This window comes from Serratia sp. (in: enterobacteria) (assembly GCF_052400455.1).
Taxonomy (GTDB): Bacteria; Pseudomonadota; Gammaproteobacteria; order Enterobacterales; family Enterobacteriaceae; genus Serratia; species Serratia ureilytica.
The window spans coordinates 4,923,583-4,944,646 of the sequence record NZ_CP185812.1; the positions used below are offsets into that span (position 1 = coordinate 4,923,583).

The window sequence follows — 21,064 nt, forward strand, 5'->3', positions numbered from 1 at the left end:
AGCGATATCGCGCTAAATGCTAAAAATTACTTTTCCTAATTAAGGGGTTAATCAATGTTTACCAGTCAAGAAGGCAAGAAAGTTCCTCAGGTTACTTTCCACACCCGTCAGGGCGACCAATGGATTGATGTGACCACTGATGACCTGTTCAAAAACAAAACCGTCATTGTTTTCTCGCTGCCGGGCGCGTTCACGCCGACCTGTTCTTCGAGCCACCTGCCGCGCTACAACGAACTGTCCAGCGTATTCAAGCAGCACGGCGTCGACAGCATTCTTTGCGTCTCCGTGAACGACACCTTCGTCATGAACGCCTGGAAAGCCGACCAACATGCGGAAAACATCACCTTCGTGCCGGACGGCAACGGTGAATTCACCAAAGGCATGAACATGCTGGTCGAGAAAGCGGATCTGGGCTTTGGCCCTCGCTCATGGCGCTACTCGATGCTGGTACGCAACGGCGTGGTCGAGAAAATGTTTGTTGAGCCGAACAAACCGGGCGACCCGTTTGAAGTGTCCGACGCCGACACCATGCTGAAATACCTGGCGCCGGAATTCAAAGTGCAGGAATCGGTCTCCCTGTTCACCAAACCGGGCTGCCCATTCTGCGCCAAAGCCAAGCAGATGCTGCAAGAGCGCGGCATTCAGTATGAAGAGATTGTGCTGGGCAAAGACGCTACCACCGTCAGCCTGCGCGCCGTCAGCGGCCGCGCCACGGTGCCGCAGGTCTTCATCGGCGGCCGTCACATCGGCGGCAGCGACGATCTGGAAACATTCCTGTCAGCTTAATAAGTAATAACAAAGCCAACGTGAACTTTGGCGGGCTACGGCCCGCCCTTTTTTTACCTTTCAGGAGCGGATATGAAACTGTTGAACGTTGATGTCGCGGTCATCGGCGGCGGCACCGCAGGGCTCGGCGCCTATCGCGCGGCCAAACTGTCTACCCCCAGCGTGGTGATGATTGAAGGCGGGCCTTACGGCACCACCTGTGCGCGCGTTGGCTGCATGCCATCCAAATTACTGATCGCCGCCGCCGAAGCGGTGCATCAAATCGAACGTGCGCCGGGCTTTGGCGTGCACCCAACCGGCAAAACGCGTATCGACGGACGCGAGATGATGGCGCGCGTCAAACGCGAACGCGATCGTTTCGTCGGCTTCGTGCTGGAAGGCGTGGACGAGATCCCGGCCGCCGACAAAATTCAGGGCTATGCCCGCTTTATCGACGACAACACGCTGCAGGTCGATGACCATACGCGCATCGTGGCGCAGCGCATCGTGATCGCCACCGGCTCTCGCCCCAGCTGGCCGGCGCCGTGGAATGAACTGGGCGATCGCCTGATCGTCAACGACGATCTGTTCAACTGGGATGACTTGCCGCAGTCCGTGGCGGTATTCGGCCCCGGCGTGATCGGGCTGGAGCTGGGGCAAGCGCTGCACCGCCTCGGCGTCGACACCAAAGTCTTCGGCATCGGCGGCGCCGTCGGGCCGCTGACCGACAGCGCCGTGCGCGATTACGCTGCGAAGGCGCTGGGGGAAGAATTCTACCTCGACGCCGACGTGAAAGTGGAGATGATGCAGCGCGAAGGCGACCGCGTATTTATCCGCTATCAGGATCTGCAGGGCCAGTCGCAGGAGATCCTGGTGGACTACGTGCTGGCCGCCACCGGCCGCCGCCCCAACGTCGATCGGCTGGGTCTTGAAAACACCGGCCTGCAGCTCGACGCTCGAGGCGTGCCGCTGGCCGACCGCCTGACGATGCAAACCAGCGTGCCGCATATCTTTATCGCCGGCGACGCCAGCAACCAGCTGCCGCTGTTGCATGAGGCCAGCGATCAGGCACGCATCGCCGGCGCCAATGCCGGCAGCTTCCCGGAGATCAATCCGGGTCTGCGCCGCAGCGCGATTTCGGTGGTGTTCTCCGATCCGCAGATCGCCATGGTCGGCTCGACCTTCCGCGAGCTGAGCGAGAAGTTCAGCGCCTGCGGATGTTTTGAAGTGGGCAAGGTCTCGTTTGAGAATCAGGGCCGCTCGCGAGTGATGCTGCGCAACAAGGGCGTTCTGCACGTTTACGGCGAGCAAGGCACCGGCCGTTTCCTCGGTGCGGAAATGATCGGCCCGGACGCCGAACACATTGCGCACCTGTTAGCCTGGGCGCACCAACAGCAGATGACCGTCGATCAGATGCTGGACATGCCGTTCTATCATCCGGTGATCGAAGAAGGCTTGCGCACTGCGCTGCGCGACCTGCAGGCGAAGCTCAAACTCGGCACGGCCGAAATCGAGCGCTGTCAGCGCTGTCCGGGCGAATAACGCCTCCTTATCCGTTCACACCTACCGGGCCTTCAGGCCCGGTTTTTTTGCGCAGCGCTTTCCAGATTTTCCTCCCTCCTCTTGCCTCACGGCTCTCCTGCGCTCATTTTTTATGCTTCAATATTGAAGTGATATCAATAATGACACTAAAATAGAGAGCAAAGCCAGAATGGAGGAAGAACATGGAAAAGCATGAACACTATACCTATCGCATCACCTGGTCAGCGCAAGACCGTGAATATGTCGGGCTGTGCGCCGAATTCCCCTCGTTGTCCTGGCTGGCCGCCACGCGTACCGGCGCATTGGAGGGTATCGAGAAAGTGGTGAGCGAAACGATCGCCGACATGCTGGCGCAAGGCGAAACGCCGCCGCAGGCGTTGGCGGAGAAAAATTTCAGCGGCAAACTGGTGCTACGCATGACGCCGGAACAGCATCGCCGGCTGGCGATCGGCGCGATGGAAGAAGGCGTGAGCCTGAACCGTTATCTCTGCGCACGCCTGGCGGGGTAAAGGTTCAAGGGCGGCGCCAGGCCGCCCTCGTCGTCAAGCCAAACGCTGTTTCGCTGCGGCGATGGCCGCGGCCACCTGCTGCGGCGCGACGCCGCCTTTGGCCGCACGTTTGTCCAGGCAGGATTGCAACGCCAGGATCGGATAGACATCGTCGCCAATCGTCGCGCTGAACTGCTGCAAATCCGCCAGCGGCAGCGCTTCCAGCGGTTTGCCCTGGCGAATGGCTTCTACCACCGCCTCACCGACGATATGGTGCGCTTCGCGGAACGGCACGCCTTTGGCGACCAGGTAGTCCGCCAGCTCGGTGGCATTCGCATAACCCTGCTCCGCCGCTTCCCGGCAGCGCGGGCGCTTCACCTGAATGCCGTCCAGCACCAGCGCCGCCATCTGCAGGCAGTCCATCCAAGTGTCGAGCGCGTCGAACAGCCCTTCTTTGTCTTCCTGCATGTCTTTGTTGTACGCCAGCGGCAGGCCTTTCAGCGTCATCATCATGCCGGTCAGCGCGCCCTGTACGCGGCCGCACTTGCCGCGGATCAGCTCCAGCGCGTCCGGGTTTTTCTTCTGCGGCATCAGCGAAGAGCCGGAGGTCACGCGGTCAGACAGCTCGACAAACGCCGCCTCGCCGCTGTTGAAGAAGATCAGATCTTCGGCGAAGCGCGACAGGTGCACCATGCTGATGGCGGCGTTGGACAGCAGCTCCAGCACGTGATCGCGATCGGATACGCTGTCCAGGCTGTTGCGGGTCGCCGAGGCGAAGCCCAGCCAGCCGGCCAGCTGCTCGCGATCGATAGGATACGCGGTGCCGGCCAGCGCGCCGCTGCCCAGCGGGCTGACGTCCAGCCGTTTCAGGGTATCCTGCAGGCGGCTTTCATCGCGCGCCAGCATCTCGACATAGGCCAGGCACCAGTGCGCGAAAGTCACCGGCTGCGCGCGTTGCAGATGGGTATACCCCGGCATCACCGCATCCTGGTTGGCTTCGGCGGTCTCCACCAGCGCCTGCTGCAGCTGGACGATCGCCTGATGCAGATCGCCGATCTGCTGTTTGCACCACAGCTTCAGATCGGTCGCGACCTGATCGTTGCGGCTGCGGCCGGTGTGCAGCTTCTTGCCCAAATCGCCGACCTTCTCGATCAGCTTCTGCTCCACCCAGCTGTGGATGTCTTCGGCATCGCTTTGGACGATCGCCAAAGGATCGGCCTGGACTTCCGTCAGCAAGGCATTCAGCGCCTGCTCCAGCTGCTGTTGCTCCGTTGCCGTCAACACGTTAACGGTCACCAGCGCCTTCGACCAGGCCACCGAGCCCACGATATCTTGCTCCGCCAGGCGATAATCGAACCGCAGCGAATCGTTGAGTTGCTTGAACCGCTGATCCGCCGCCTGAGTGAACCGTCCGCCCCAAAGTGCCATACCTTTACTCCTGAATTTTTATGCGAAAGGGCGCAGCATGCTGCGCCCTTGCAGAGTCACGCCAATCGGTTATTTATTCTTTTTCTCGTTCAACGCGCGGATGCGTGAAGACAGAGAGAACAGGCGGATAAAGCCGCCCGCGTGGCTGTGATCGTAAACTTCGTCTTCGCCGAAGGTGGCGAACTCTTCGGAGTACAGGCTGTTGGCGGATTTTTTCTGGGTCGCCGTCACCTGGCCTTTGTACAGCTGCAGTACCACTTCACCGTTCACCTCTTCAGCCAATGCTTCGGCAGAGGCCTGCAGCGAGCGGCGCAGCGGCGCGAACCAACGGCCGTCGTACACCACATAGGACATCTCCAGGCCCAGCTGCTCGCGCCATTTGAAGCTGTCGCGATCCAGCACCAGCTGCTCGATGGCGCGCAGCGCCGCCACCATGATGGTGCCCCCCGGGGTCTCATAGCAGCCGCGGGATTTGATGCCCACCAGACGGTTTTCCACGATGTCGATACGGCCGACACCGTGCTTGGCGCCCAGCGCGTTCAGGGCTTCCAGGCACTGGTACGGCGACAGCGCTTTACCGTTAACCGCCACGACGCGGCCTTTCTCGACGGTAACGGTCACCTGCTCAGGCTGGTCCGGCGCTTCCTGCGGATCGACGGTCCATACCCAGCAATCCTTGTTTGGCGCGTTCCACGGGCTTTCCAACACGCCGCCTTCGGTGGAGATGTGCCAGGCGTTCTCATCGCGGCTGTAGATTTTCTCCAGCGATGCGGTGGTCGGGATATTGCGCTCTTTCAGGTAATCCAGCAGCGCTTCACGGGAACGCAGGTTCCACTCGCGCCACGGCGCTACCACTTTCAGCTGCGGCGCCAGCGCGGTGTAGGTGGTTTCGAAACGCACCTGATCGTTGCCTTTGCCGGTCGCGCCGTGGCACAGCGCGTCTGCGCCCACTTTCAACGCCAGCTCGACCTGCGCCTTAGCGATGATCGGCCGCGCCATCGAGGTGCCCAGCAGGTAGCTGCCCTCGTACAGGGCGCCGGTCTGCAGCACCGGATAAACGTAATCGCGGATAAATTCTTCACGCAGATCGACCACGTGACATTCAGAGGCACCGGACTGCAGGGCTTTTTGCTCCACGCCTTCCAGATCGCTGCGCTCCTGGCCGATATCCGCCACGAACGCCACCACTTCACAGCCGCCGTAGTTCTCTTTCAGCCATGGAATGATGGCCGAGGTATCCAGGCCGCCGGAGTACGCCAGAACGATTTTTTTGATGCCTTGGTTTTGCATGATCTATTCCTTTCTAATTCTAAAATTAAGCGAGGATCCGGGTGCCAATCGACACGCCGTTAAACAAAGCAGGAAGCTGATCGGCATGGCGCCAGCTGGCGATATCCACCGGGCGGCCGAGGGTGCGGGCAGCGTCGAGCGCCGCATTCACCTTCACCACCATACCATCGGTGATGATGCCTTGCGCGATCAGTTGTTCCGCTTTTTGCGCCGTCATTTCCGCAATGCGTTGGCCCTTGCCGTCGAGGATGCCGCTGACGTCCGACAGCAGGATAAGGTCCGCCCCCAGCGTCGCCGCCAGCGCCGTCGCCGCCTGATCGGCGTTCACATTCATTAACTGCCCTTCGGCGGTGATGCCGATGGAGCTGACAACCGGCAGGTAGCCGGCGCCCAGCAGGGTATTGAGCAGCGCGGGCGAACCGGGCTGCGCGTTGCCGACGTGGCCCAATGCCGGATCGAGCGGGGTCACTACCGCGCTGCCGCCGTCCGCCAGGCTCAGGCCGACGGCGTTGATTTGGTGTTTAATCGCCCACGCCAGCAGCGTTTTGTTGGCGGTACCGGCCAGCGCCCCGGTGATGATGTCGATCTGATCGGCCGGCGTGACCCGCAGGCCGTTCTTTTTCACCACCGGCAAAGCGAGCTGCTTCATCAGTTCGTCCACCACGCAGCCGCCGCCGTGCACGATCACCAGCGGGCGCTGGTGCTGCTGCCGATAGCTGTCCAACGCGGTAAACAGACGCTCCAGCGCTTCTTCACTGTCTAATAACACGCCACCTAACTTGATAATTAACGGGTTCATTGCTGTTTACTCACGCTGGTTTAAAGGAGTGATTGGGTTTCCGGGAAGCCGAAACGGATATTCAGGCATTGCACCGCCTGCGCCGCCGCGCCTTTCAGCAGATTGTCTTCCACCGCCACGGCGATCAGATGCTCGCCCTGCACCGCAAAACCGATGTCGCAGAACGGCAGCCCCACCACCGCTTTCAGCGCCGGCACGCCCTGGTCGTACAGCCGCACCAGCGGCTTGTCGTCATAGGCGGCATGATAGGCGGCCGCGACGTCCTGCGCGGTCACGCCGGCTTTCAGACGGCAGGTGATGGTTTCAAGGATGCCGCGCGGGAAATTGCCCAGGTGCGGCGTAAAGATGACCGGCACGCCGAGGTGCGCGGCGATCTCCGGCTGGTGCCGGTGAGTGAAAATACCGTATGGCTGCAGGCTCACTTCGCAGAAGCTGGTGGTCATGCTGGCCTTGCGCCCGGCGCCGCTAACGCCGCTGGTGGCGTTGATCACCGGCCACTGATCCAGATTCAGCAGCTGTTTTTCGATCAACGGTTTCAGCGCCAGCTGCGCCGCCGTAGGGTAACAGCCCGGCACCGCGATCAGCTGCGCCTGTTTAATCTTGTCGCTCTGCCACTCCGCCAGGCCGTACACCGCCTGCTCCAGCAGAGCACCATGCTGATGCTCGAAACCGTAGTACTGGCTATAAAAACCGGCGTCCTGCACGCGGAAGGCGCCGGACAGATCGAACACCACGCAGCCCGCCGCCAGGAAAGCCGGTGCGATATCGTGGCTGACTTCATGGGCGGTGGCGAGGAACACTACATCGATGCCCTGCGCCGCCTTGGCGACGTCGGTCAACGGCTGCAGCGGCAGATCGACGATGCCTTTCAACTGGGGATGGAGATCGGAAAGCAACTTTCCTGCATCTGCACTTTGCGCTGAAACCGCTAAAGCGGTTATGTTCATGTGTGGGTGGCGATTCAGGTAAGCCGTGAGCTCCGCTCCGGCGTAACCGCTGGCACCAACGATCAGCGTATTCAACATGTGGCCTTTCACCTTCTAAACTGACGTGCGGTCGCTTGCGACCCAGGTAACAGGGCTAGCCAGCGTTGTTGCGCCGTTCACCCACGGAGCCAGGCGTTGATGCTTTTATAAACATCCGGGCATCGGGTTCCCTTACGCTTCGGCTTACTGTATTTTTATTCAAAATAAATGCATGAATATTGATACTATCCTAACCTAAGGCTGTCAACAGTGAAGATGAAATTACCTCCATTTATTGAGCTGTACCGGGCGTTGATCGCAACGAAGTCAATCAGCGCCACCGATGCCGGCCTCGATCAGAGCAATGAGGCGTTAATCAACTTGTTGGCCGGATGGTTTGCCGACCTGGGCTTTCGCGTCGACGTACAGCCGGTGCCGGAGTCGCGCCACAAATTCAACCTGCTGGCCAGCATCGGCGAAGGCAGCGGCGGCCTGCTGCTGGCCGGCCACACCGATACGGTGCCTTACGACGAAGGCCGCTGGACGCGCGATCCCTTCACCCTGACCGAGCACGACAACAAGCTCTACGGGCTGGGCACCGCCGACATGAAAGGCTTCTTCGCCTTTATTCTGGATGCGGTGCGCGATATCGACGCGAGCAAGCTGACCAAGCCGTTGTACATTTTAGCCACCGCAGATGAAGAAACGACGATGGCCGGCGCGCGTTACTTCGCCGCCTCTACCGCCATTCGTCCGGATTTCGCCATCATCGGCGAGCCGACCTCGCTGCAGCCGGTGCGCGCACACAAGGGCCACATGGCCAACGCCATTCGCATCGTCGGTCAGTCCGGCCACTCCAGCGATCCGGCGCGCGGCGTCAACGCCATCGATCTGATGCACGAGTCCATTGGCCGCCTGATGGAGCTGCGCAAAACCCTGCAGGAGCGCTACAACAATCCGGCGTTCGCCGTGCCTTATCCCACCATGAACTTCGGCCATATCAGCGGCGGCGACGCGGCCAACCGCATCTGCGCCTGTTGCGAACTGCACCTGGATATCCGCCCGCTGCCCGGCATGACGCTCGACAACATCAACGAACTGATGCATCAGGCGCTGGAGCCAGTGAGCCAACGCTGGCCGGGCCGCCTGACCATCGAAGAGCTGCACGCGTCGGTGCCGGGCTACGAGTGCCCGACCGACCACCGCATGGTGGCGGTGATCGAAGAGCTGCTGGGCACCCGCACGCAGGTGGTCAACTACTGCACCGAAGCGCCGTTCGTGCAACAGGTATGCCCGACCCTGGTGCTCGGCCCCGGCTCCATCGATCAGGCCCACCAGCCGGACGAATACATCGACACCGCGTTTATCGAACCGACGCGCAAACTGCTGGGCCAGCTGGTCAATCACTTTTGCCGGCAATAAACCCGACATTTAGCAGGGAAAATGCTTTATGCTTTCCCTAACTCAAAATAAGTAGAAGGCAGCGAAATAAGCCACGCTGATAACCCACGCGGCGTAATTAAATTTCAGAAAATGCGCCGATTTTGATGTTTTTTTGCTAAAAATAGTGTCAATTGACGATTGGACAGGAACGCGATGGGATCAGGCAGGCGGTCTGCGCCTGACGCGTGAAATTTATTTACAAGATAAAAATCATACATACAGAACTGGGTCAGGGGTTATATGAACGAACAATATTCGGCAATGCGCAGTAATGTCAGTATGCTCGGCAAATTGCTCGGCGATACCATCAAAGAAGCGCTGGGCGAGCATATTCTCGATCGCGTTGAGACCATCCGTAAGCTTTCCAAATCCTCACGCGCCGGCAACGAAGCGCATCGCCAGGAGCTGCTTTCTACCCTGCAGAACTTGTCCAACGACGAGCTGCTGCCGGTGGCGCGCGCCTTCAGCCAGTTCCTCAACCTGACCAACGTCGCCGAGCAGTATCACAGCATTTCGCCCAACGGCGAGGCCGCCAGCAACCCGGAAGCGCTGGCCCAACTGTTCAGCCGCCTCAAAGACAAAAAGCTCAGCGACAAAGAGCTGCAGCACGCGGTGTCACAACTCTCCATCGAGCTGGTGCTGACGGCGCACCCGACGGAGATTACCCGCCGCACCCTGATCCACAAGCTGGTGGAGGTCAACACCTGCCTCAGCCAGCTCGATCACAACGATCTGGCCGACTACGAGCGCAACAAGATCATGCGCCGCCTGCGCCAGCTGGTAGCCCAGTCGTGGCACACCGATGAAATTCGCAAACACCGCCCTTCCCCGATCGACGAAGCCAAATGGGGCTTTGCCGTCGTGGAAAACAGCCTGTGGGAAGGCGTGCCGGCGTTCCTGCGCGAATTCAACGAACAGCTGGAAAACTCCATCGATTACAGCCTGCCGGTAGAAGCGGTGCCGGTGCGCTTCACCTCCTGGATGGGCGGCGACCGCGACGGCAACCCGAACGTCACCGCCGAAATTACCCGCCATGTGCTGCTGCTCAGCCGCTGGAAAGCCTGCGACCTGTTTACCCGCGACATCCAGGTGCTGGTCTCCGAGCTGTCGATGACCGAGTGCACCCCTGAGCTGCGCGCCCGCGCCGGCGGCGATGAGGTGCAGGAGCCTTACCGCGAAATCATGAAGCAGCTGCGCAGCCAGCTGATGAGTTCCCAGGCTTATCTTGAAGGTCGCCTGAAGGGCGAGCGCGTGCTGAAACCGCACGACCTGCTGGTGAACAACGAGCAGCTGTGGGAGCCGCTGTATGCCTGCTACCAGTCGCTGCAGGCCTGCGGCATGGGCATCATCGCCAATGGTCAACTGCTGGATACCCTGCGCCGCGTGCGCTGCTTCGGCGTGCCGCTGGTGCGCATCGACGTGCGTCAGGAGAGCACCCGCCATACCGAAGCCATCGCCGAGCTGACCCGCTATCTGGGGCTGGGCGATTATGAAAGCTGGTCGGAAGCCGATAAACAGGCGTTCCTGGTCCGCGAACTGAACTCCAAACGCCCGCTGGTGCCGCTGAAATGGCAACCGAGCGCCGACACGCAGGAAGTGCTGGAAACCTGCCGGGTGATTGCCGAAGCGCCGCAGGGCTCGATCGCCGCCTATGTGATTTCGATGGCGCGCACGCCTTCCGACGTGCTGGCGGTGCACCTGCTGCTGAAAGAGGCCGGCTGCCCGTTCGCGCTGCCGGTCGCCCCGCTGTTCGAAACCCTCGACGACCTGAACAACGCCGACGACGTAATGACCCAGTTGCTGAACATCGACTGGTATCGCGGCTTCATCCAGGGCAAACAGATGGTGATGATCGGCTATTCCGACTCGGCGAAAGACGCCGGCGTGATGGCCGCTTCCTGGGCGCAGTACCGCGCGCAGGACGCGCTGATCAAAACCTGTGAAAAGGCCGGCGTGGCGCTGACGCTGTTCCACGGCCGCGGCGGTTCCATCGGCCGCGGCGGCGCTCCGGCGCATGCGGCGCTGCTGTCGCAGCCGCCGGGCAGCCTGAAGGGCGGCCTGCGCGTCACCGAACAGGGCGAGATGATCCGCTTCAAGTTCGGCCTGCCGGAAGTCACCATCAGCAGCCTGGCGCTGTATGCCGGCGCGATCCTCGAGGCCAACCTGCTGCCGCCGCCGGAACCGAAGAAAGAATGGCGGGCGCTGATGGACGACCTGTCCGAGACCTCCTGCCGAATGTATCGCGGCTACGTGCGTGAAAACCCGGACTTCGTGCCTTACTTCCGCGCGGCCACGCCGGAGCTGGAGCTGGGCAAACTGCCGCTGGGCTCGCGCCCGGCCAAGCGCAAGCCAAACGGCGGCGTAGAGAGCCTGCGCGCCATTCCGTGGATCTTCGCCTGGACGCAGAACCGCCTGATGCTGCCGGCCTGGCTCGGCGCCGGCGCCGGATTGCAGGAAGCGGTGAAAGCCGGCAAACAGGCGGAGCTGGAGGCGATGTGTCGCGACTGGCCGTTCTTCTCCACCCGCATCGCCATGCTGGAAATGGTGTTCGCCAAAGCCGACCTGTGGCTGGCGGAATACTACGATCAGCGCCTGGTGGATAAATCGCTGTGGCCGCTGGGCCAACAGCTGCGCGATCAGCTGGAAAGCGACATCAAGGTGGTGCTGACCATCGCCAACGATGCGCACCTGATGGAAGACCTGCCGTGGATCGCCGAATCCATCGCGCTGCGCAACGTCTATACCGACCCGTTGAACGTCTTGCAGGCCGAATTGCTGCACCGCTCGCGCCAGCATGAACAGCCGGACGCCCGCGTGGAGCAGGCGCTGATGGTTACCATCGCCGGCGTCGCCGCCGGGATGCGCAACACCGGCTAGTGAGCCTCATCACGGCCCCGTTTACCGGGGCCGTTTTTTTTATGTCTCCCCCACAAAAAAAGGGCGCCGCGGTAAAGCGGCGCCCTTTTCAATGGAGCAAGCCCGTCAGGCGGCGGCCACTGGTCGCACGCCCAGCGTGTGGCAGATGGCGTAGCTCATCTCGGCGCGGTTCAGCGTATAGAAGTGGAAATCTTTCACCCCTTCGCGGCTCAGGATCTTCACCATGTCCATGGCGATGTTGGCGCCGACCATTTTGCGGGTCTCCGCATCGTCGTCCAGCCCTTCGAACATGCTGGTCATCCAGCTTGGCACCCGCACGTTGGTCATGGTGGCGAAGCGCTGCAGCTGCTTGAAGTTGGACACCGGCAGAATGCCCGGCACGATTTCCACGTCGATACCGGCGGCGACGCAGCGGTCGCGAAAGCGCAGGTAGCTCTCAACGTCGAAGAAGAACTGGGTAATCGCGCGACTGGCGCCGGCATCGATCTTGCGTTTCAGGTTAATCAAATCGGCCTGGGCGCTCTTCGCCTCCGGGTGCACTTCCGGGTAAGCGGCGACGGAAATGTCGAAGTCACCCACGTCTTTCAGCAGCGCCACCAGATCGGTCGCGTACATTTCCGGCTTGCCGCCGCCCGGCGGCAGATCGCCGCGCAGCGCCACGATATGGCGGATGCCGCTGTTCCAGTAATCGGTCGCGATGTCGCGCAGCTGCGCCGGGCTGGCATCGATGCAGGTCAGGTGCGGCGCCGCCTCCAGGCCGGTGCGTTCCTTGATCCCTTTGATGATGCTGTGGGTGCGATCGCGCTCGCCGGAGTTGGCGCCGTAGGTGACGGAAACGAATTTAGGTTTGAGAATGCTCAGACGATCGATCGACTGCCACAGGGTCTCTTCCATCTCGCTGGTGCGTGGCGGGAAGAACTCGAATGATACGTTAATCTGGCCGTTCAACTCCGCCAGACTCTGATTCAGCGCTTCCCGCTGGTTTGCGTGGAAAAAACTCATACCCTGCTCACCTCTTATCGATCACTGTTTTTATTTCATCTTGATGAGCGTCTATACGTTTAGACGTCTAGATAGAAAATGCCGCATGTTGGCTAAAGAGTCAACAGGAAAATGAGGGGAATAAGATGATTAATCCTCACCCGCTCAACGAGGGAATTTCATGATCGCGGCAAAGATAAGTATGGCAGGAAAAGCCAAGGGGCGCGGTGAGCCCGCGCCCGCAGAGGATTAAAGCAGCTGCGCCAATCGGTTAAGGTCTGACTGGATCGCGCCGGCGGTCACATCGCGGCCGGCGCCCGGCCCGCGGATCACCAGCGGATTATCGCGATACCAACGGCTTTCGATGGCAAACACGTTGTCGCACGGCAACAGCGAGGCCAGAGGATGCTCAGGGCGCACCGCCTCCACGCCGACCCGCGCCTTGCCGTTGGCGTCGAAACGCGCCACATGGCGCAGCACCAGGCCCATTTCGCTGGCGGCCTCAAAGCGCTGTTGCATCTGCTGATTCAGCGCCTCACCGTTCTCGAAGAACTGATCGACGGAGCCCAGCTCGCACCCCGCCGGCACCAGCGACTCGACCCGCACCTGGTTCGGTTCGATGTCGTAGCCCGCCTCGCGCGCCAGGATCACCAGCTTGCGCATCACGTCCTGGCCGGAGAGATCGACCCGCGGATCCGGTTCGGTCAGCCCCTGCTGCCAGGCCTGATCCACCAGCTCGGTGAACGGCACCGTGCCGTCATACTGCAGGAACAGCCAGGAGAGCGTGCCGGAGAAGATGCCGCTGATCGCCAGAATGCTGTCGCCGCTGTCGCGCAGATCGCGCACCGTGTGGTTGACCGGCAGGCCGGCGCCGACGGTGGCGTTATACAGCCAGTGGCGGCCGGTTTTGGCGAAGGCGTCGCGTATTTGGCGATAGCTGTCGCTGCACGAGGCTCCAGCCAACTTGTTGGCGCTGATCACGTGGAAACCGTAGCTGGCGAAATCCAGATACTGCCCGGCCAGCTCTTCGCTGGCGGTCACGTCGAGCACCACCAGATCGTCGAACGGGTGCGCGCGCATCCACAGGAACAGCGATTCTTCATCCAGCTCCTGCGCTTCGTCCTCAAAGAATGCCAGCGCGCGGCTGGCGTCCAGCCCGTCATAGTTCAGCAGGCTGCGGCGGCTGTCCACCACCCCCGCCAGGATAAATTCGAAGCCGCTGCGCGCGGAGATATTGGTCTGCTCACGGGCGAACAGCTCCAGCCAGCGCGACCCGATATTGCCCTTGCCGAACAGCACCAGACCGATGCGCTTCTCGGCGCGGAACAGGCTTTGGTGCAGCCCCTGGATCAGCAGCGCGGTCGGCCCCTGGCGCAATACCGCCACCAGGCTGATGCCATCTTCCGCCTGCCAGATAAACTCGACCGGCTGATCTTTCAGCTGCTGATAGAAACGGTGGCTGTGCAGCGGGTTCTTGCACACCCCGGCGCCGACCATCGCCACCAGCGCCAACCCTTCGCGCAGGCGTAGCTCGCCTGGCAGCACCCCGGCCTGCAGCGTCGCCAGCGCGCTGTTGACCACCTCGGAGGTGTAGCACAGCTGCACCAGGTTGCGGTCTGGGTGGATGCCCACCGCCAGCGGTTTGATCTGCGCGCGCTTGAGCACCAGATCCAACTCTTTCTGCGCCAGTTTGAAGTCATGCTGAGCGGCAACATGCAGTTCAATCAGGCACACATCGTCGTGGCTGGTGACAATCTTGGCGCCGGTGCCGGAAGCCAATACGCGCTCAATGCGCGTCGAGCCCTGCTCCGGCTGATAGCTGCAGCGCAGCTGAAGATCGATATCGCTACCGGAGACCGGCTGCAGGGTACGGGTGTGCAACACCGGCGCAGCCAGACGCGCCAGCTCGCTGGCTTCGTCCAGACGCAGCAGCGGCAGCAGGCAGGCGTCTTTCACCTTGCGCGGATCGGCGCTGTAAACCCCGGCCACGTCGCTCCAGATGGTGACGCGCGCAGCGCCGGCCAGCGCGCCGACCTGAGTGGCGGAGTAGTCGCTGCCGTTACGCCCCAACAGCACGGTTTCCCCGGCGTCGTTGCGCGAAATGAACCCGGTCACCACCAGGCGTTTACCCGGGTGTTGGGCCATCAATTGTTGCAACAGCGGGTAAGAACGGCCTTCATCCACCTGCGGCTGTGCGGCGCGCTCGGCGCGCAGGAAGTCACGCGCATCCAGCCAGGCCGCCTGCATGTCCAGGTGGTTGAGCACCGCCGCCATCAGGCGCGCCGACCAAATCTCGCCGTGCCCGACCACTTCGGCGTAGCACACCTCGTCGACATTGCCGTCCAGCAGCGCCGCCAGGCGTTCCAGATCCTGAATGAACTCGGCGATCAGCGGCTCGGCGCTTTCCGGCGGCAACAGGCCGCTGATAAGATCGCTGTGATAACGACGCAACGTCTGCTGCACCTGGTGCGCAGACAGGCGATCGCTCTGGCTGAGCTTCAGCCAGTTGATCAACTGGTTGGTGGTACTGCCGGCGGCCGATACCACCATCATGTCGCCCGGCTGGCTGTATTCCGCCATAATCCCGGCCACACGCAGATAACACTTCACATCCGCCAGACTGCTGCCGCCAAACTTGTGCAGTTGACGCCCGCTCACCGGCCCTGCTACAGCAATTGCATTCATGCTTACCTCGTTGCCGCCGCCTGGAAAGCGCGTTCCAGATCGGCAATCAAATCTTCACTGTCTTCAATACCCACGGAAATGCGCAGCAGGCTCTCGGAGATGCCGGCCGCTGCCCGCGCCTCCGCCGCCATGCCGGCGTGAGTCATGGTCGCTGCATGCGAGATCAGGCTTTCTACGCCGCCCAACGATTCTGCCAGAGTAAACAGCTCAAGGGCAGAGAGAAAACGGCGCAGCACCGCTTCATCGCCGTCCAGTTCAAAACTCAGCATCGCGCCGAAACCGCGCTGCTGACGACGGGCGATCTCATGCCCCGGATTCTCCGGCAGGGAGGGATGATACAGCTTTTTCACCAGCGGTTGCTGCTGTAAATAGTCAACAATCGCTTCAGCGTTTTGTTGCGCCGCCTTGATGCGTGGCGACAACGTGCGCATGCCGCGCAGCAACAAATAGCTGTCGAACGCGCCGCCGGTCACGCCGATGTTGTTCGCCCACCAGGCCAGCTCGACCGCCAGCTCAGGATCTTTGGCGATCACCGCGCCGGCCACCACGTCCGAATGCCCGTTCAGGTATTTGGTGCAAGAATGGACCACCAGATCGGCACCGAGTTCGATCGGCTGTTGCAGGGCCGGGCTGAGGAACGTGTTGTCCACCACCGTCAACGCGCCCGCCGCGTGCGCGGCAGCGCAGATCGCCGCGATGTCCACCACCCGCAGCAGCGGATTGCTGGGGCTTTCTATCAACACCAGCTTCGGCTTTTGCGCCAGCGCCTGTTGCAGGGCGGCCTCATTGCCTTGATCGACGAACAGCACGCGATAAGCGCCGCGCTTGCTCAGGCTGTCGAATAACCGATAGCTGCCGCCGTAACAGTCGTGCGGCGCCACCAGCAGATCACCGGGCTTCAGCAGTACGGTGGTCACCAGATGGATCGCCGACATCCCGCTGCCGGTCATCACCGCGCCGGCGCCGCCTTCCAGCTCCGCCAACGCGCGCTGCACCACGTCGCGCGTCGGGTTGCCGCGGCGCGAGTAGTCATGAGCTCGGGGTTGATTGAAGTCGGTAAAGTTATAGGTGCTGGACAGATGAATCGGCGGGACAACGCAGCCGTACTGTTCGTCGTCGTTCAGGCCGCTGCGTACGGCAATCGTGGCTGGTTTACGCGTCATGGGCTCGCTCGGCTCTCGGTTCGGTGAATGAGGCCTAAAGAGTAATCGCAGGATTGATAGACGTCAATACATCTGGACATCTAAACTTCTTTGCGTATAGATTGAGCAATGACACAATACCCGCTAAAATTATGCCGATATGACATGACGATAAGATGTTAAGCGGCAATGCCTGGCCGAAGCGGGGCATTCAGTGACCCTGGTCGCGTAAAATTGACATTTATTTAGTGAGAACAGTGAAGATCGGGCATAATTGGCCGGTTTTTAGAATTTTGTAATTTTTCTGACAAAGTTAAGGTGTCCCATGGCTGAGTGGAACGGCGAGTATGTCAGCCCTTACGCTGAACACGGTAAAAAAAGCGAGCAAGTCAAAAAGATCACGGTATCCATTCCGCTGAAGGTCCTGAAAATCCTCACCGACGAACGGACCCGTCGCCAGGTGAACAACCTGCGCCACGCCACCAACAGCGAACTTCTGTGCGAAGCGTTTCTGCATGCCTTTACCGGCCAGCCGCTGCCGAACGATGAAGACCTGCGTAAAGAGCGCAGCGATGAAATCCCGGAAGCCGCAAAAGCGTTGATGCGCGAACTGGGTGTCGATCCCGATACCTGGGAATATTGAGAACCGCCCGGCGAACGCCGGCGGCAGAAAAGAAAAAAGGCGCCCAGGGCGCCTTTTTCATCGGTCGATAAGAAATCTTATTTCTTAGCGCCTGGTACGCTGAAACGCTTGTTGAAGCGGTCAACGCGGCCACCGGTAGCAACATCACGCTGCTTGCCAGTGTAGAACGGGTGGCATGCGCCACAAACGTCCAGGTTCAGATCGTGGCCCACGGTGGAGCGGATCTTCATCACGTTACCGCAAGAGCAGTTAGCAGTAACTTCTTCGTATTTTGGGTGGATACCTTGTTTCATGGGAAACCTCAGTTAAGGCCGTGTCGCTATCCAGCCCTGTTTCGCCAGACACCACACGTGGTTGATAATAGAATTTTGGTATCGAATTATACCAAAGGCGGCAAATTATACAGCATTAGTCGGGGCGCGCAATCGGAACCGTACATTTGCCGATGCGCCGTGTAAACTGATGCCCACTTTTTTTCAATTTGGATGAGATCATGCCCGTCGTACACGTTGCTTTGCCGGTCCCCCTCGCCCGCACCTTCGACTATCTGCTGCCGCCCGGCATGCAGCCGGTGGCCGGCGCGCGCGTGGGCGTGCCCTGGGGCAGGCAGCATGCAATCGGCATCGTCACCGGCTGCAGCGACACCAGCGAACTGCCGTTGGACAAGCTCAAACCGATCGACAGCGTGATCGACACGGAATCGCTGTTCTCCCCCAGCCTGTGGCGCATCCTGCGCTGGGCCAGCGATTACTACCACTATCCCATCGGCGAAGTGCTGTTCCACGCGCTGCCGATCCTGCTGCGCCAAGGCAAACCGGCCGAGGCCGCGCCGCTGTGGCAGTGGTTCGCCACCGAAGAGGGGCGCGCCACGCCGCCCGAAAGCCTGAAACGCGCGCCGAAACAGCAGCAGGCGCTGGCGGCGCTGTTGCAACGCCCGGTCTATCGCCATCAAGTCAGCCAGCTTGAGCTGACGGAAAGCGCCCTGCAGGCGCTGCGCGCCAAAGGGCTGATCGATCTGCGCGCTCAGGTCGCGGCCACGCAGGACTGGCGCCCCAACTTTGCGGTGCTCGGCGAGCGGCTGCGGCTGAATACCGAACAGGCCACCGCCGTCGGGGCGATCCGAAGCGAAGATGAGCAGTTTGCCGCCTGGCTGCTGGCCGGGGTCACCGGCTCCGGCAAGACCGAGGTGTATCTCAGCGTGCTGGAAAACGTGTTGGCCAAAGGCCGGCAGGCGCTGGTGCTGGTGCCGGAAATCGGCCTGACGCCGCAAACCATCGCCCGCTTTCGCGAGCGCTTCAACGCGCCGGTGGACGTGCTGCACTCCGGGCTGAACGACAGCGAACGGCTGGCGGTTTGGTTGCGCGCGCGCAGCGGCGAAGCCGCGATCGTCATCGGCACCCGCTCGGCGCTGTTCACGCCGTTCCGGCAACTGGGCGTTATCATCATCGACGAAGAGCACGACAGCTCTTATAAACAGCAGGAAGGCTGGCGCTACCACGCCCGCGATCTGGCGGTGTTCCGCGCCCGGGAAGAAGATATCCCGATGGTGATGGGCTCCGCCACGCCGGCACTGGAAACGCTGCACAACGTGCAGCTGGGCAAATATCGCCAGTTGAAGCTCACCCAGCGCGCAGGCAACGCCAAACCGGCGGCGCAGCACCTGATCGATCTGAAAGGGTTGCCGCTGAAGGTCGGCCTGTCGCAGCCGCTTTTGAAAAGCATGCAGCACCATTTAAAAGCCGGCAATCAGGTGATGCTGTTCCTCAACCGCCGCGGTTACGCCCCGGCGCTGCTGTGCCACGAGTGCGGCTGGATCGCCGAGTGCCAGCGCTGCGATCACTATTACACCTTCCACCAGCATCAGCGCCAGCTGCGCTGTCACCACTGCGACAGCCAACGACCGGTGCCGCACCAATGCCCGCAGTGCGGCTCCACCCACCTGGTATCGGTCGGCGTCGGCACCGAACAGCTGGAACATGAGCTGGCGCCGCTGTTCCCCGACACGCCGATCACCCGCATCGATCGCGACACCACCAGCCGCAAAGGGTCGCTGGAGCAGCACCTGGCGGATATTCATCGCGGCGAAGCGCGCATTCTGATCGGCACGCAAATGCTGGCCAAGGGCCACCATTTTCCCGACGTCACGCTGGTGGCGTTGCTGGACGTGGACGGCGCGCTGTTCTCCGCCGACTTCCGCTCCGCCGAGCGTTTTGCTCAGCTCTATACCCAGGTCTCCGGGCGCGCGGGGCGAGCGGGCAAACAGGGTGAAGTGCTGCTGCAAACCCACCACCCGGAGCACCCGTTATTGCAGGTGCTGCTGCAACAAGGTTACGACGCCTTCGCCAAACAGACGCTGGCGGAGCGCAACAGCGTGTTTCTGCCGCCCTACACCAGCCACATCATCGTGCGCGCCGAAGATCACGATAACCAACAGGCCCCGCTGTTCCTGCAGCAGCTGCGCAATCTGTTGGAAGCCAGTCCGCTTAAGGACGACTCGCTGTGGGTGATGGGCCCGGTGCCGGCGCTGCAGTCCAAACGCGGCGGCCGTTTCCGCTGGCAGCTGCTGCTGCAGCATCCGACACGGCGCGTCCTGCAACAGCTGATGAAAAGCTCGCTGCCGCTGATCGGCACCCTGCCGCAAACGCGCAAGGTGAAATGGACGCTGGATGTCGATCCGATCGACAGCTGATCCCGGAAAAGTCCGATTTAGCTGCCGTCATGCAAACGTTTACCCTTTAAATTGCGAGCGAACGCTAAAAAACCTTCTCAGGTCACATTTTTTATGCAAATTAGGTAACAAAGGCGGGGCGTATTCTGTTTAGAATGTCTGCGAGGGCAAATTTTGTCGCCACATCGCAGCGCGACGGAGTGCTCGAACGCGAGTGGCGCTCAATGACAACAATCCCGCCACCGCATGCCGGACATTGTGAGCAAACAGCAGTAGTGGCGTCGGCATGGGGCTGACGCAAGGAGAAAGGCGTTGGAACACAAGAAAGAGTTATCCATGGCGACCATGAAAGACGTCGCCGAAATGGCGGGCGTTTCAACGGCTACCGTATCGCGTGCGCTGATGAATCCGGAAAAGGTGTCAACGCCAACGCGTCAGAAAGTGGAACAGGCCGTGCTGGCCGTGGGTTATTCTCCTCATGCTCTGTCACGCAATATCAAACGCAACGAATCTCGCACCATCCTGGTGATCGTGCCCGACATCTGCGATCCGTTTTTCGCGGATGTGATCCAGGGGATCGAACAGACCGCCGCCCAACAAGGTTATCTGGTGCTGATCGGCGACTGCGCGCAGCAGAATCAGCAAGAACGCACCTTCGTCAATCTGATCATCACCAAACAGATCGACGGCATGCTGCTGCTGGGCTCTAATCTACCGTTCGACGCCAGCAAGGAAGAGCAGCGCAACCTGCCGCCGATGGTGATGGCCAATGAGTTCGCGCCCGAGCTGGAACTGCCGACGGTACATATCGACAACCTGACCGCCGCCTTTGAAGCCGTGCATTATTTGCATCAATTGGGCCACCGGCAGATCGCCTGCGTCGCCGGGCCGGAACAGATGCCGCTGAGCCATTATCGGCTGCAAGGTTATGTTCAAGCGCTACGCCGTAATGGCATTACCGTCGAAAGCAGCTATATTACCCGGGGTGATTTTACCTACGAAGCCGGCGCGCAAGCGCTGACCCAGTTGATGGCTCAGCCGAAACCGCCGACGGCGGTGTTCTGCCACAGCGATGTCATGGCGATCGGCGTGCTGTCCCAGGCGAAGAAAATGGGGCTGCGGGTACCGCAGGATCTGTCGATCGTCGGCTTTGACGACCTCAAGCTGGCGCAGTATTGCGATCCGCCGCTGACCACGGTGGCGCAGCCGCGCTTCCAGATCGGCCAGCAGGCGATGTTGTTGCTGTTGGAGCAGTTGAACGGCCAGACGGTGGCCAGCGGCTCCCGACTCTTGGACAGTGAATTGATTATCAGAGGCAGCACCGCTGCTCCGAAACGCTAGTCAAATA

General features: G+C 61.0%; 16 protein-coding genes. 8 read left to right on the forward strand and 8 right to left on the reverse strand.

The genetic code is table 11. The features are described 5' to 3' along the window. The first annotated feature begins 54 nt into the window (after nt 1–54). The 3 genes from ACORQT_RS23595 (at nt 55) to ACORQT_RS23605 (ending at nt 2,816) form a co-directional block, all read left to right on the forward strand. A complete protein-coding gene (locus ACORQT_RS23595; RefSeq protein ID WP_015379403.1) occupies nt 55–786 on the forward strand; it encodes a glutathione peroxidase in 732 nt (243 codons plus the stop codon). Between the two features lie 72 nt (nt 787–858). Next, nucleotides 859–2,307, forward strand: a complete 1,449-nt coding sequence (locus ACORQT_RS23600; protein WP_164057647.1) for a dihydrolipoyl dehydrogenase — start codon at nt 859–861, stop codon at nt 2,305–2,307. A 182-nt stretch (nt 2,308–2,489) separates the two neighbouring features. After that, nucleotides 2,490–2,816 carry a type II toxin-antitoxin system HicB family antitoxin gene (locus ACORQT_RS23605; RefSeq protein ID WP_033652204.1) on the forward strand — a complete coding sequence of 109 codons (327 nt, stop codon included), beginning with the start codon at nt 2,490–2,492 and terminating at the stop codon, nt 2,814–2,816. A gap of 33 nt (nt 2,817–2,849) precedes the next feature. Here the strand turns inward: ACORQT_RS23605 and argH are convergent, their stop codons facing one another. From argH to argC, 4 genes are all read right to left on the reverse strand, one after another. Further along, nucleotides 2,850–4,223: an argininosuccinate lyase gene (argH, locus tag ACORQT_RS23610; RefSeq protein ID WP_004931059.1), complete on the reverse strand. Its 1,374-nt coding sequence runs from the start codon at nt 4,221–4,223 to the stop codon at nt 2,850–2,852. Nucleotides 4,224–4,292: 69 nt separating this feature from the next. Beyond that, nucleotides 4,293–5,513: an argininosuccinate synthase gene (locus ACORQT_RS23615; RefSeq protein ID WP_101452722.1), complete on the reverse strand. Its 1,221-nt coding sequence runs from the start codon at nt 5,511–5,513 to the stop codon at nt 4,293–4,295. Between the two features lie 25 nt (nt 5,514–5,538). After that, on the reverse strand, nt 5,539–6,312 hold the full coding sequence (gene argB / locus ACORQT_RS23620; RefSeq protein ID WP_033645219.1) for an acetylglutamate kinase: 774 nt from the start codon (nt 6,310–6,312) through the stop codon (nt 5,539–5,541). A 20-nt stretch (nt 6,313–6,332) separates the two neighbouring features. Then, on the reverse strand, nt 6,333–7,337 hold the full coding sequence (gene argC / locus ACORQT_RS23625) for an N-acetyl-gamma-glutamyl-phosphate reductase (protein ID WP_025304655.1): 1,005 nt from the start codon (nt 7,335–7,337) through the stop codon (nt 6,333–6,335). A gap of 216 nt (nt 7,338–7,553) precedes the next feature. Here argC and argE point away from each other — a divergent pair, with 216 nt between their 5' ends. Together argE and ppc are read left to right on the forward strand one after the other, a co-directional pair. Continuing rightward, nucleotides 7,554–8,699, forward strand: coding sequence for an acetylornithine deacetylase (gene argE, locus ACORQT_RS23630; protein WP_033649896.1), 1,146 nt, complete (start codon nt 7,554–7,556; stop codon nt 8,697–8,699). A gap of 261 nt (nt 8,700–8,960) precedes the next feature. Further along, on the forward strand, nt 8,961–11,597 hold the full coding sequence (gene ppc, locus ACORQT_RS23635) for a phosphoenolpyruvate carboxylase (protein WP_089192413.1): 2,637 nt from the start codon (nt 8,961–8,963) through the stop codon (nt 11,595–11,597). 105 nt (nt 11,598–11,702) lie between these two features. Here the strand turns inward: ppc and metF are convergent, their stop codons facing one another. The 3 genes from metF to metB all read right to left on the reverse strand — a co-directional run bounded on the left by metF (nt 11,703) and on the right by metB (nt 16,426). Continuing rightward, complete coding sequence (metF, locus tag ACORQT_RS23640) at nt 11,703–12,599, reverse strand: methylenetetrahydrofolate reductase (protein ID WP_033645217.1); 897 nt, start codon at nt 12,597–12,599, stop codon at nt 11,703–11,705. 228 nt (nt 12,600–12,827) lie between these two features. Then, nucleotides 12,828–15,263, reverse strand: coding sequence for a bifunctional aspartate kinase/homoserine dehydrogenase II (locus ACORQT_RS23645; protein WP_164057646.1), 2,436 nt, complete (start codon nt 15,261–15,263; stop codon nt 12,828–12,830). A gap of 2 nt (nt 15,264–15,265) precedes the next feature. Then, complete coding sequence (gene metB / locus ACORQT_RS23650) at nt 15,266–16,426, reverse strand: cystathionine gamma-synthase (RefSeq protein WP_033645215.1); 1,161 nt, start codon at nt 16,424–16,426, stop codon at nt 15,266–15,268. 304 nt (nt 16,427–16,730) lie between these two features. Here metB and metJ point away from each other — a divergent pair, with 304 nt between their 5' ends. After that, nucleotides 16,731–17,048, forward strand: a complete 318-nt coding sequence (gene metJ / locus ACORQT_RS23655; RefSeq protein ID WP_004931076.1) for a met regulon transcriptional regulator MetJ — start codon at nt 16,731–16,733, stop codon at nt 17,046–17,048. Nucleotides 17,049–17,125: 77 nt separating this feature from the next. On the opposite strand, the gene rpmE is transcribed toward metJ, so the two are convergent. Beyond that, entirely contained in the window at nt 17,126–17,341 is a 216-nt protein-coding gene (rpmE, locus tag ACORQT_RS23660; protein WP_004931078.1) for a 50S ribosomal protein L31, read from the reverse strand. Nucleotides 17,342–17,541: 200 nt separating this feature from the next. Here rpmE and priA point away from each other — a divergent pair, with 200 nt between their 5' ends. Next, a complete protein-coding gene (gene priA, locus ACORQT_RS23665) occupies nt 17,542–19,737 on the forward strand; it encodes a primosomal protein N' (RefSeq protein ID WP_046687963.1) in 2,196 nt (731 codons plus the stop codon). Between the two features lie 291 nt (nt 19,738–20,028). Beyond that, entirely contained in the window at nt 20,029–21,057 is a 1,029-nt protein-coding gene (gene cytR, locus ACORQT_RS23670) for a DNA-binding transcriptional regulator CytR (protein ID WP_025304661.1), read from the forward strand. Nucleotides 21,058–21,064: the final 7 nt, after the last annotated feature.

What these genes read in the sequence shown, in the direction of transcription:
- ACORQT_RS23595 (WP_015379403.1), top strand. Translation starts at nt 55, where the DNA reads ATGTTTACCAGTCAAGAAGGCAAGAAAGTTCCTCAGGTTACTTTCCAC.
- ACORQT_RS23600 (WP_164057647.1), top strand. Translation starts at nt 859, where the DNA reads ATGAAACTGTTGAACGTTGATGTCGCGGTCATCGGCGGCGGCACCGCA.
- ACORQT_RS23605 (WP_033652204.1), top strand. Translation starts at nt 2,490, where the DNA reads ATGGAAAAGCATGAACACTATACCTATCGCATCACCTGGTCAGCGCAA.
- argH (WP_004931059.1), bottom strand. Translation starts at nt 4,223, where the DNA reads ATGGCACTTTGGGGCGGACGGTTCACTCAGGCGGCGGATCAGCGGTTC.
- ACORQT_RS23615 (WP_101452722.1), bottom strand. Translation starts at nt 5,513, where the DNA reads ATGCAAAACCAAGGCATCAAAAAAATCGTTCTGGCGTACTCCGGCGGC.
- argB (WP_033645219.1), bottom strand. Translation starts at nt 6,312, where the DNA reads ATGAACCCGTTAATTATCAAGTTAGGTGGCGTGTTATTAGACAGTGAA.
- argC (WP_025304655.1), bottom strand. Translation starts at nt 7,337, where the DNA reads ATGTTGAATACGCTGATCGTTGGTGCCAGCGGTTACGCCGGAGCGGAG.
- argE (WP_033649896.1), top strand. Translation starts at nt 7,554, where the DNA reads ATGAAATTACCTCCATTTATTGAGCTGTACCGGGCGTTGATCGCAACG.
- ppc (WP_089192413.1), top strand. Translation starts at nt 8,961, where the DNA reads ATGAACGAACAATATTCGGCAATGCGCAGTAATGTCAGTATGCTCGGC.
- metF (WP_033645217.1), bottom strand. Translation starts at nt 12,599, where the DNA reads ATGAGTTTTTTCCACGCAAACCAGCGGGAAGCGCTGAATCAGAGTCTG.
- ACORQT_RS23645 (WP_164057646.1), bottom strand. Translation starts at nt 15,263, where the DNA reads ATGAATGCAATTGCTGTAGCAGGGCCGGTGAGCGGGCGTCAACTGCAC.
- metB (WP_033645215.1), bottom strand. Translation starts at nt 16,426, where the DNA reads ATGACGCGTAAACCAGCCACGATTGCCGTACGCAGCGGCCTGAACGAC.
- metJ (WP_004931076.1), top strand. Translation starts at nt 16,731, where the DNA reads ATGGCTGAGTGGAACGGCGAGTATGTCAGCCCTTACGCTGAACACGGT.
- rpmE (WP_004931078.1), bottom strand. Translation starts at nt 17,341, where the DNA reads ATGAAACAAGGTATCCACCCAAAATACGAAGAAGTTACTGCTAACTGC.
- priA (WP_046687963.1), top strand. Translation starts at nt 17,542, where the DNA reads ATGCCCGTCGTACACGTTGCTTTGCCGGTCCCCCTCGCCCGCACCTTC.